The sequence below is a fragment of the Pseudomonas sp. Pseusp97 genome, from assembly GCF_047304025.1.
Classification (GTDB): Bacteria; Pseudomonadota; Gammaproteobacteria; order Pseudomonadales; family Pseudomonadaceae; genus Pseudomonas.
Window position 1 is genome coordinate 1 of record NZ_JBGLYK010000215.1, and the last position, 9563, is coordinate 9563.

Here is a 9563-nt window from a genome sequence, read left to right on the forward strand (position 1 = left end):
CGCCCTGCTGCGCCGCAGCGAGCCGGCCGAGGCCGCGCCGGCGGTAGGCGGCAAGCGCCTGACCTTCGGCAAGCTGGTGATCGACAACGCGATGCGCGAGGCCTGGCTGGACGAGCAGACCATCGAGCTGACCAGCGCCGAGTTCGACCTGCTCTGGCTGCTGGCGGCCAACGCCGGGCGCATCCTCTCCCGCGAGGAAATCTTCAACTCCCTGCGCGGCATCGAGTACGACGGCCAGGACCGTTCCATCGACGTGCGCATCTCGCGCATCCGCCCGAAGATCGGCGACGACCCGATGCACCCGCGCCTGATCAAGACGGTGCGCAGCAAGGGTTACCTGTTCGTCGGGGAGCTTTGAGGCATGGCCGGGTGAGTCTCGTGCTCGGGCTGGCCCTCACCCCAGTCCTCTCCCCGGGGGAGAGGGGGCCATCCGTGCCGGCTGCCGGTTCGGCGTTGTCCGGTCGTGATCGATGCCAACCGAATCCCTTGTCTATAGCGGCAGACCTGGCGCGCACGCCGAACAGTCCCCTATCCCCCTGGGAGAGGGCGCTCTTCGCCAGTGCCGAAGTCATCCGGAATACCCGGCCATGAAATCCATCTTCCTGCGCATCTACGGCGGCATGCTGCTGACCCTGGTGGCCGTCGCCGCGCTGGCGGTGCTGACGCTGCACCTGGTCAACGAGGTGCGCGGCGAGCGCTACCGCGAGGACCTGGCGCGCGGCACCTTCCGCCTGATGGCGGACGAGCTGCTGCCCATGAGCGAGGTGGACCGCAAGCGCGCGCTGAGCCAGTGGAGCCGGCTGCTGGGCATTCCGCTGAAACTCACCAGCCTGGACGCGCTGGGCATGGAGGGCCGCAGCCGGGCGCGGCTGATGAACGACCAGGTGCTGGTGCAGGCCGGCGCGCCCCATGAAGTGAAAGTGATGACCCAGGTGAGCGCGGCGGAAGGGCTGATCCTCACCGGCGAGGTGGAGCAGGTCAGCGAGCAGCTGGCGCGCGCCACCATCTACCTGCTGATGGACGAGCTCAAGCGCTACCCGGCCAGCGAGCAGCCCTATCACCTGGCGCGCATCGTCCGCGACAAGCGTTTCGGCTACGAGGTGCACCTGGCGCGGCTGAAGGAAGTCGACCTGGACGACGACCAGAGCCGCCGGGTGGAGGAGGGCGATACGGTGATGGCGCTGGGCAAGGGCGGCGACTCGATCCGCGTGCTCTCGGGCATCCTCGATACGCCCTGGGTGCTGGAACTCGGGCCGATCTACCAGATGAACCCGTACCCGCCGCAGTTGCTGACCATCATCGTGGTCGTCGCCCTGACCCTGATCGGCCTTACCCTCTACCTGCTGATCAGCGGCCTTGAGCAGCGCCTGCGCGGCCTCGAATCCGCCGCCACGCGCATCGCCCGCGGCAGCCTGGATACCCGCGTGGAAGTGCGCGGCGCGGACTCGGTGGGGCGCCTCGCCGGGGCCTTCAACCACATGGCCGAGCAGTTGCACCTGCTGCTGACGGTGCAGCGCGAGCTGGTGCGCGCGGTGTCCCACGAGCTGCGCACGCCGGTGGCGCGGCTGCGCTTCGGGCTGGAAATGATCGAGTCCGCCGAGACCGACACGGCGCGGCGCAAGTACATGGAAGGCATGGACGGCGACATCCAGGACCTCGACCAGCTGGTGGACGAGATGCTCACCTACGCGCGGCTGGAGCAGGGCTCGCCAGCGCTGAGCTACCAACGCATCGAACTGGGCACGCTGGTGGAGCAGGTGGTCGCGGAAATCGCCCCGCTGCGCCGGGAAATCACCGTCACCTGCGAGGCGGGTGCGCTGGTGCCGTTCGACCAGGGCAGCTGGATCGAGGCCGAGCCGCGCTACCTGCATCGCGCGCTGCAGAACCTGATGACCAACGCGCTGCGCTACGCCGAAGGGCGGGTGCGGATCAGTTACCGGGTGAGCGTGGACCGCTGCCAGGTGGACGTCGAAGACGACGGCCCCGGCGTGCCGCAAGCGCAGTGGCACCGGTTGTTCCAGCCGTTCTTCCGCGCCGATGACAGCCGCGCGCGGGTCACGGGCGGGCATGGGCTGGGGCTGTCCATCGTGCGGCGGATCATCCACTGGCACGGCGGCCGCGCGCAGATCGCCAAAAGCGAGGTGCTGGGTGGCGCGTGCTTCACGCTGATGTGGCCACGCCGCCAGGCACCGAAGGTCGATGACGATATTTGACCTTTTGGTCAGGAAATGCAGAATGCTGCGCTGCCATCACCGACTGATGGCGAACCTGCCGCGCCCTGATTTCTCGTATTGATATTGCTATCCCATGAGGGGTATTGCAGAGTCGCCGCTATCGTTATGTAATTTTTGTTATAACGGGCGTGCAGGTGCTGTCATCGGCCGGGTCGACGCTTGAAAACAACAGCCACTGGAGCCTCACGATGAAACACCGCTTCGCAAGCCTGTCCCTGCTGGTCGCTTCCTGCTTCACCCTGCATTCGGTCCTGGCCGATGAGGTCCAGGTGGCCGTCGCCGCCAACTTCACCGCGCCGATCCAGGCGATCGCCAAGGACTTCGAGAAGGACACCGGCCACAAGCTGGTGGCCGTCTACGGCGCCACCGGCCAGTTCTATACGCAGATCAAGAACGGCGCGCCGTTCGAAGTCTTCCTCGCTGCCGACGACAGCACGCCGAAGAAGCTTGAGCAAGAAAAGGAGATCGTCCCCGGTTCGCGCTTCACTTATGCCGTGGGCACCCTCGCGCTGTGGTCGGCGAAAGACGGCTACGTCGACGCCCAGGGCGAGGTGCTGAAGAAGAACGAGTACCAGCATTTGTCCATCGCCAATCCGAAGGCGGCGCCCTACGGCCTGGCCGCCACCCAGGTGATCGACAAGCTTGGCCTCAAGGACAAGGTCGCCGGCAAGATCGTCGAAGGCCAGAACATCACCCAGGCCTTCCAGTTCGTTTCCACCGGCAACGCGGAGCTGGGCTTCGTGGCGTTGTCGCAGATCTACAAGGATGGCAAGGTGACCAGCGGTTCCGCCTGGATAGTCCCGGCCGACCTGCATGAGCCGATCCGCCAGGACGCGGTGATCCTCAACAAGGGCAAGGACAATGCCGCCGCCAAAGCCCTGGTCGAATACCTGAAGGGGCCGAAGGCCGCTGCGGTGATCAAGTCCTACGGTTACCAACTCTAAGCCTTCAAGGAAGCGCGATGCCCCTTTCCCAGGAGGATTTCCTGGCCATCCGGCTCACCCTCGAGCTGGCCGCCCTGAGCACCCTGATCCTCCTGCTGATCGGCACGCCGATCGCCTGGTGGCTGTCGCGCACCCGCTCCTGGCTGAAAGGTCCGCTGGGGGCGGTGGTGGCGCTGCCGCTGGTGCTGCCGCCGACGGTGATCGGCTTCTACCTGCTGATCACCCTGGGGCCCCACGGCTTCATCGGTCAGGCGACCGAGAGCCTGGGCCTGGGACGCTTGCCGTTCACCTTCGCCGGGCTGGTGGTGGGCTCGGTGTTCTACTCGCTGCCTTTCGTGGTGCAGCCCTTGCAGAACGCCTTCGAGGCCATCGGCAACAAGCCGCTGGAGGCCGCCGCGACCTTGCGCGCCAGCCCCCTGGATACGTTTTTCTCCGTGGTCCTGCCGCTGGCGCGGCCGGGCTTCATCACTGCCAGCATCCTCGGTTTCGCCCACACGGTGGGCGAGTTCGGCGTGGTGCTGATGATCGGTGGCAACATCCCGGGCAAGACCCGCGTGGTGTCGGTGCAGATATTCGATCACGTCGAGGCCATGGAGTACGCCCAGGCGCACTGGCTGGCCGGCGGCATGGTGGTCTTCTCCTTCCTGGTCCTGCTGGCGCTCTACGCGAGCCGCCGCAGCCGTTCGGCCTGGGCCTGAGGTGAGCATGCCGCTAGCGTCCTCCGTGCGTGCCATCGAGGCGCGCTTCCAGATCAACTATCCGGGCTTCAGCCTGGACGTCGACCTGCAGTTGCCGGGCAAGGGCGTCACCGCGCTGTTCGGCCATTCCGGCTCCGGCAAGACCAGCTGCCTGCGCTGTGTGGCGGGCCTTGCGCACGCTCCGCTGGGCCGGTTGGTGGTGGACGGCGAGGTCTGGCAGGACAGTGCAGCCGGCGTGTTCCTGCCGCCGCACAAGCGGGCGCTGGGCTATGTGTTCCAGGACGCCAACCTGTTCGAGCACCTGTCGGTGAAGCGCAACCTCACCTACGGCATGCAGCGTGTGCCGCGTGAGCAGCACCGTGTCGAGCTGGAGCACGCCACCGAACTGCTGGGCATCGGCCATCTGCTGGAACGCATGCCGGGGCGCCTCTCCGGCGGCGAACGCCAGCGTGTCGGCATCGCCCGCGCGCTGCTGACCAGCCCGCGCCTGTTGCTGATGGACGAGCCGCTGGCGGCGCTGGACCTCAAGCGCAAGGCAGAAATCCTGCCTTACCTGGAGCGCCTGCACGACGAGCTGGATATCCCGATTCTCTACGTCAGCCATTCGCCGGATGAAGTGGCGCGGCTGGCCGACCACCTGGTACTGCTCGACCAGGGCCGTTGCATTGCCAGCGGCCCGGTGGTGGAAACCCTGGCGCGCACCGACCTGCCGCTTTCCCACCTGGAAGATGCCGGCGTGGTGATCGACGGCCAGGTGCTCGGACACAACGCCGACTACGGCCTGCTGACCGTGGCGCTGCCGCACTGTGAGCAGCGCATCCGCCTGGCCCATGCGCCAATGGACAAGGGCAGGGCGCTGCGCATCAAGGTGCAGGCGCGGGACGTCAGCCTGAGCCTGGAGCCGGCGGCCCACAGCAGCATCCTCAATGTGTTGCCGGCGACCGTCGTCGAGATAGTGCCGACGGACAACCCGGCGCACCTGCTGGTAAAGCTGGACGTGTCCGGCACGCCGCTGCTGGCGCGGATCACCCGCTACTCCCACGACCAGCTCGGTCTGCATGCCGGCCAGTCAGTGTGGGCTCAGATCAAGTCGGTGGCCTTGCTGGGCTGAGCCCAGCTGCTTTTCGTAGGAGCGAGCTTGCTCGCGAACGCGTGCATAGTGCGCTCCAACAGGGCGCTCCGGGGAAATGAGCGTTGGCGCAGGGTGAAGTCAATCCGTCAGCCGGCGCGGACAGCGCCCTCTCCCCAGCCCTGGCTGCGCGCCCCGCTCCGAAGGGAGAGGGGGCAGATTGTGCCGGCTGACGCAATGGTTTCATCCTGCTCCGAACGGTCCCCTCTCCCCTTGGGAGAGGGTTAGGGTGAGGGCAGTCCGAGCGCAGTGGGTTAGTCGGTAGGGCGGATAACCTGGAACAGGTTATCCGCCGTCGGTTGGCGGCGGATAACGCTGGCGCGTTATGCGCCCTACGAAAGCGCAGGGCGGCGCGGTCCGTGGCTGTCAGCCGGCTCGGCGGTTGTCGTCGAGCGCGGGGATGGCGACGAGGCTCAGCAGTCGCCCATCGAACAGGCTGAACTGCCCGGCGATCTCCTTGCCGTGGTGCCACTCCTCCGACAGATCGGTGAGCAGGCGCAGCCGCGCATGCCCTCCGGCGGACCAGCTGAGCAGCTCGGCATGTTCGAAGTAGAAGCGCTTGCGCACCAGCGGGAAGAGTGCCTTGAACAGGCTCTCCTTCAGGGAGAAGGTGAGGGTGACCTGCAGTGCCGCCTGCTTTGGATCGAGGCGTGCCAGCTCATCCGGCGTGAGGATTTCCCCGGCCAGCCGTTCCGCACGCGCGGTTTCCAGACGGTTCTCCACGTCCAGGCCCAGCCCGCGCCAGTGGCTGTTTCGCGCGACGATGGCCGCCGCCCAGCCGTCGCCATGGGTGATCGAGCCGCAGAATCCCGCCGGCCAGATCGGCGCGCGCTCGTCGTCGGTGCCCGGCACCCAGGCTGCCGAGCCTGCCGCCAGCAAGGCGGCGCGGGCGCAGATACGCCCGGCCAGGTATTCGGCCTGGCGCTTGGCGACGGAACGCTGGATGTTGGCCGGCGCCTCGACCCGGCTGAGGGGGAAGTCCCCGGCCTGCAGGCGTTGGCGGTCGAAGCGGGTACTGCGCAGGTGGCAGCTCGCCAGCGGAATGGGCAGGGGCCAGTCGGCGTCGAGTGGAGTACAGAAATCGGGAAGGGCGGTCATGGGAGCATTCTGCCGCGCCAGAACGTGGCTCACCAGTCACGCGGCACTTACATTCCTTTGCAAACCTTCACCAAAGGCGTACGGATTCGTCTGACAAGCTTTGTCACACTGCACGCCGCGTTCCCAAGGGGACGCAGGTGAGGTTGTTGTTGGAGTGCCGCCAAGGCGGGCTCTGACCTTAGACACTTGATTGAGTGCGGGAGCCCGAATGGGCTCCCGTTTTTTATTGCCTGCGTTTTTTACGCATCCGGCTTCACGTCGAAGATTTCCTTGAAGAACGCCTGCAGGTCCGCCCAGGACTTCTGGTCGGCGGTCTTGTCGTAGCCCACGTCCAGGCCGTGGCCCTTGTGCTTGTCGGCGTCCGGGCTGGTGAAGCTGTGCTTGGCGCCGGGCTGGATCACCAGCTTGTAGTCGGCCTTGGCGTTGTCCATCTCGGTCTTGAAGGCGGCGACGCTCTCGGCCGGCACCAGGGTGTCGGCGCCGCCATGCTCGACCAGTATCTTCGCCTTGACCTGCCCCGGCTGCGCCGGCGTCTGGGTCGCCAGCACGCCGTGGAAGCTGGCCACGCCGGCCAGCGGCAGGCCGGCGCGGGCCATGTCCAGCACGACCTTGCCGCCGAAGCAGTAGCCGATGGCGGCGATCTTGCTCGGGTCTGTCTGCGGCTGTTTCTTCAGCAGTTCCAGGCCCGCCTGGAAACGCGCCTTGGCGGCGTCGGCATTCTTCAGCGCCTCGGCCATGAAGGCCTTGGCATCGTTGGGGTGTTCGGTGTGCTTGCCGCCGCCGTACATGTCGATGGCCAGGGCGCTGTAGCCCAGTTCGGCGAGGTCGCGGGCGCGGCGCTTGGCGTAGTCGTTCAGGCCCCAGAACTCGTGGACGACGATGACGCCGGGACGGATGCCGGACTTGGCGTCGTCGTAGGCGAAGTAGCCGATCATTTTCGTTCCGTCAGTGGATTCGTAGGGGATTTCCTGGGTCTTGATCGCGGCTGAAGCGCTGGCCGCGAAGGCGAACAGCAGCAGGGCGGTGAGCAGGCGCATGGTGTCTCTCCGTGGCGTTGGCCGTGGCGATGGCGGAATTCAAGAAGATAGCCGGTGATGGGGAAAACGCCCGTGCGATGCGTCTTCAGCCGCTCAAGGACGCCCTTGTCGGCCTGACTTCAGATAGCCGGGTGAGTGAAAAGTCCGACAGCCTCGTCTACCCTTGCGTCCATGTCCTGACCCGCGAAGCGATAGGCCGATGTTGGACCTGAGCACCTGGAATCTGACCATTCCCCAACGCGGCCCGGCCGCGACCATTTCCACGGCGAAACTCGGCCGTGACTACCAGAGCCCGTACTTCCGCCGCAGCGCCGATGGCGTGGAAATCTGGGTGCCGGTGAACGGCGCGCACACCAGCGGCAGCGAATTCCCCCGTACCGAATTGCGCGAGACCAAGCCCGACGGCCGCCTGGTGACCTGGCGCTACCCGCTGGCGGAGAACCTGATGGTCGCCACCCTGCGCGTGGAGGCGGTGCCGTCCAGCCGGCGCATGGTGATCGGGCAGATCCACAGCAATGGCAGCGGCAGCGCCGAGGCCCTGCCGCTGGTCAAGCTGGTCTACCAGCTGCGCCTGGACAAGGCGCGGGTACAGGCGCTGGTTCGCGATCGGCCGGATGACATCACCACGCGCACCTACACCGTCTATGACGGCATCCCCCTGGGCGATACCTTTACCTACCGGCTGGGCGTATCCAGCAGCGGAGTGCTGAGCGTGCAGGTCGAGGACGGCAAGGTCAGCCAGCAACTGGATACCCAATGGGCCTACCAGGGCCTGTACTTCAAGGCAGGGCTCTACCTGCAGGACAATCGCGGGCCCGCCAGCGAAGGCGGGCGAGCTACCTTCACCGATCTGAGCATTCGACACCAATGAAGACTTCCTCCATCGCGCGCGGCGCTTCCCTGGCCTTGTCCCTGCTGCTGCCGGCGGCAGTGGCGCAGGCCGCGCCGGGCGATGATTTCGGCTCCTGCCTGAATCGCCTGCAGGGCGCGGCCCAGGCCAAGGGCGTCAGCGCCGCCAGCTTCGCGCAGTTCACCCAAGGGCTGCAGCCGGACATGAGCGTGCTGCCGCTGCTCGACGCCCAGCCCGAGTTCACCACGCCGATCTGGGATTACCTGGCCGGGCTGGTGGACGAGCAGCGCGTCGCCGACGGCAAGGCGCGCATGGCCGAGCATGCCGACCTGCTGCGCAAGGTCGCCGCGCGCTATCAGGTCGATCCGGCCACGGTGGTCGCCGTTTGGGGCGTAGAGAGCGATTACGGGCGCATCACCGGCAAGCGCCCGCTGCTGGTATCGCTGTCGACACTGTCCTGCTACGGGCGGCGCCAGTCGTTCTTCCAGGGCGAATTCATCGCCACCCTCAAGCTGCTGCAGCAGGGCGATATCCGCGACAGCGGCATCACCGGCTCCTGGGCGGGCGCCTTCGGCCAGACGCAGTTCATGCCCTCGACCTACGCGCGCATTGCCGAAGACTTCGATGGCGACGGCCACCGCGACCTGGTGGGCAGTACCGCTGATGCGCTGGCGTCTACCGCGAATTACCTGCGCAAGGCCGGCTGGCGCGAAGGTCAGGCCTGGGGCTACGAGGTGAAATTGCCGGCGGGCTTCGATGCCTCACTGGCCGGGCGCACCAAGCGCCGCGCGCTGTCGGACTGGACCAGCCGAGGTGTGAAACGCGTCGATGGCAAGGCCATCCCGAGCGTCGATTCCAAGGCGGCCATCCTGTTGCCAGCCGGAGCCAATGGCCCGGCCTTCCTGGTGCTGCGCAACTACGATGCGATCTATTCCTACAACGCGGCGGAAAGCTACGCGCTGGCCATCGCCCTGCTGTCTGACCGCCTGCGCGGCGAGCCGGGCCTGCGCACGCCCTGGCCGACCGACGATCCGGGCCTGAGCCGGGCGCAGCGCAAGGAGCTGCAGGAACTGCTGATCCAGCGCGGTTATGACATCGGCCAGCCCGACGGCATGATCGGCGACGTGACGCGCAAGGCGATCCAGCAGGAGCAGAACAAGCGCGGGCTGACGCCGGCGGATGGGCGCGCGGGGCAGAAGATTCTCAAGGCGCTCAAGGGCGGGAAATGGGGCGCCGCCTCTATTTAGCTGACCACGAGGCCCCGGCATATGCCGGGGTCTCTGCTTTCGCAGGAGCCAATCTTATCCGCGATCTCTCCTGCTCGATGTGTGCCGGTGAGCGATGTTCGCGAGCAAGCTCGCTCCTACAGTCTCACCCTCGTGCCTGGGCGGCTTTTCGTAGGAGCGAGCTTGCTCGCGAACCTGCGGGTTCAGTTGTCGCGGCAAGTTCATCGCGGACGGAGTCCGCTCCTACGTGAAGTCCTGTGTGGAGGCCTGCCCTCTCCCTAACCCTCTCCCTGAAGGGAGAGGGGACCGTTCGGTGCAGGATGAAACTTGGGTGTCAGCCGGCACGG

Annotated in this window: 10 protein-coding genes; 8 read left to right on the forward strand and 2 right to left on the reverse strand. The window is 66.6% G+C overall.

What is annotated here, in order from left to right; genetic code table 11:
* The 5 genes from ACCC94_RS24525 to modC all read left to right on the forward strand — a co-directional run.
* Window positions 1–358 (forward strand): winged helix-turn-helix domain-containing protein (locus tag ACCC94_RS24525; RefSeq protein WP_413352210.1); only part of this gene is annotated, 358 nt, incomplete at its 5' end.
* A 229-nt stretch (window positions 359–587) separates the two neighbouring features.
* Window positions 588–2213, forward strand: coding sequence for an ATP-binding protein (locus ACCC94_RS24530; RefSeq protein ID WP_413352211.1), 1626 nt, complete (start codon window positions 588–590; stop codon window positions 2211–2213).
* A gap of 209 nt (window positions 2214–2422) precedes the next feature.
* On the forward strand, window positions 2423–3178 hold the full coding sequence (modA, locus tag ACCC94_RS24535; protein ID WP_413352212.1) for a molybdate ABC transporter substrate-binding protein: 756 nt from the start codon (window positions 2423–2425) through the stop codon (window positions 3176–3178).
* A 17-nt stretch (window positions 3179–3195) separates the two neighbouring features.
* A complete protein-coding gene (modB, locus tag ACCC94_RS24540) occupies window positions 3196–3876 on the forward strand; it encodes a molybdate ABC transporter permease subunit (protein WP_413352213.1) in 681 nt (226 codons plus the stop codon).
* 7 nt (window positions 3877–3883) lie between these two features.
* Window positions 3884–4987, forward strand: a complete 1104-nt coding sequence (modC, locus tag ACCC94_RS24545) for a molybdenum ABC transporter ATP-binding protein (RefSeq protein ID WP_413352214.1) — start codon at window positions 3884–3886, stop codon at window positions 4985–4987.
* Between the two features lie 384 nt (window positions 4988–5371).
* On the opposite strand, the gene ACCC94_RS24550 is transcribed toward modC, so the two are convergent.
* Both ACCC94_RS24550 and ACCC94_RS24555 read right to left on the reverse strand, forming a co-directional pair.
* Entirely contained in the window at window positions 5372–6103 is a 732-nt protein-coding gene (locus ACCC94_RS24550; protein WP_413352215.1) for a 4'-phosphopantetheinyl transferase family protein, read from the reverse strand.
* A gap of 239 nt (window positions 6104–6342) precedes the next feature.
* Complete coding sequence (locus tag ACCC94_RS24555; RefSeq protein WP_413352216.1) at window positions 6343–7140, reverse strand: dienelactone hydrolase family protein; 798 nt, start codon at window positions 7138–7140, stop codon at window positions 6343–6345.
* 11 nt (window positions 7141–7151) lie between these two features.
* Here ACCC94_RS24555 and ACCC94_RS24560 point away from each other — a divergent pair, with 11 nt between their 5' ends.
* Genes ACCC94_RS24560 through ACCC94_RS24570 form a run of 3 tightly spaced genes read left to right on the forward strand, consistent with a single transcriptional unit; the run spans window position 7152 to window position 9237 of the window.
* Window positions 7152–7352 carry a hypothetical protein gene (locus tag ACCC94_RS24560; protein ID WP_413352218.1) on the forward strand — a complete coding sequence of 67 codons (201 nt, stop codon included), beginning with the start codon at window positions 7152–7154 and terminating at the stop codon, window positions 7350–7352.
* Window positions 7340–8011 (forward strand): polysaccharide lyase family 7 protein, encoded by a 672-nt coding sequence (locus ACCC94_RS24565; protein WP_413352220.1) that lies wholly within the window; start codon window positions 7340–7342, stop codon window positions 8009–8011. Before ACCC94_RS24560 ends, ACCC94_RS24565 begins: the two co-directional genes overlap by 13 nt.
* Window positions 8008–9237, forward strand: a complete 1230-nt coding sequence (locus ACCC94_RS24570) for a lytic murein transglycosylase (RefSeq protein WP_413352221.1) — start codon at window positions 8008–8010, stop codon at window positions 9235–9237. The genes ACCC94_RS24565 and ACCC94_RS24570 overlap by 4 nt, the downstream gene beginning before the upstream one ends.
* The last annotated feature ends 326 nt before the right edge of the window (window positions 9238–9563 follow it).

Excerpts from the sequence above, each read along its gene's own strand:
- ACCC94_RS24555 (WP_413352216.1), bottom strand. The coding sequence starts at position 7,140 with ATGCGCCTGCTCACCGCCCTGCTGCTGTTCGCCTTCGCGGCCAGCGCT.
- ACCC94_RS24565 (WP_413352220.1), top strand. The coding sequence starts at position 7,340 with ATGTTGGACCTGAGCACCTGGAATCTGACCATTCCCCAACGCGGCCCG.
- modA (WP_413352212.1), top strand. The coding sequence starts at position 2,423 with ATGAAACACCGCTTCGCAAGCCTGTCCCTGCTGGTCGCTTCCTGCTTC.
- modC (WP_413352214.1), top strand. The coding sequence starts at position 3,884 with ATGCCGCTAGCGTCCTCCGTGCGTGCCATCGAGGCGCGCTTCCAGATC.
- modB (WP_413352213.1), top strand. The coding sequence starts at position 3,196 with ATGCCCCTTTCCCAGGAGGATTTCCTGGCCATCCGGCTCACCCTCGAG.
- ACCC94_RS24570 (WP_413352221.1), top strand. The coding sequence starts at position 8,008 with ATGAAGACTTCCTCCATCGCGCGCGGCGCTTCCCTGGCCTTGTCCCTG.
- ACCC94_RS24530 (WP_413352211.1), top strand. The coding sequence starts at position 588 with ATGAAATCCATCTTCCTGCGCATCTACGGCGGCATGCTGCTGACCCTG.
- ACCC94_RS24550 (WP_413352215.1), bottom strand. The coding sequence starts at position 6,103 with ATGACCGCCCTTCCCGATTTCTGTACTCCACTCGACGCCGACTGGCCC.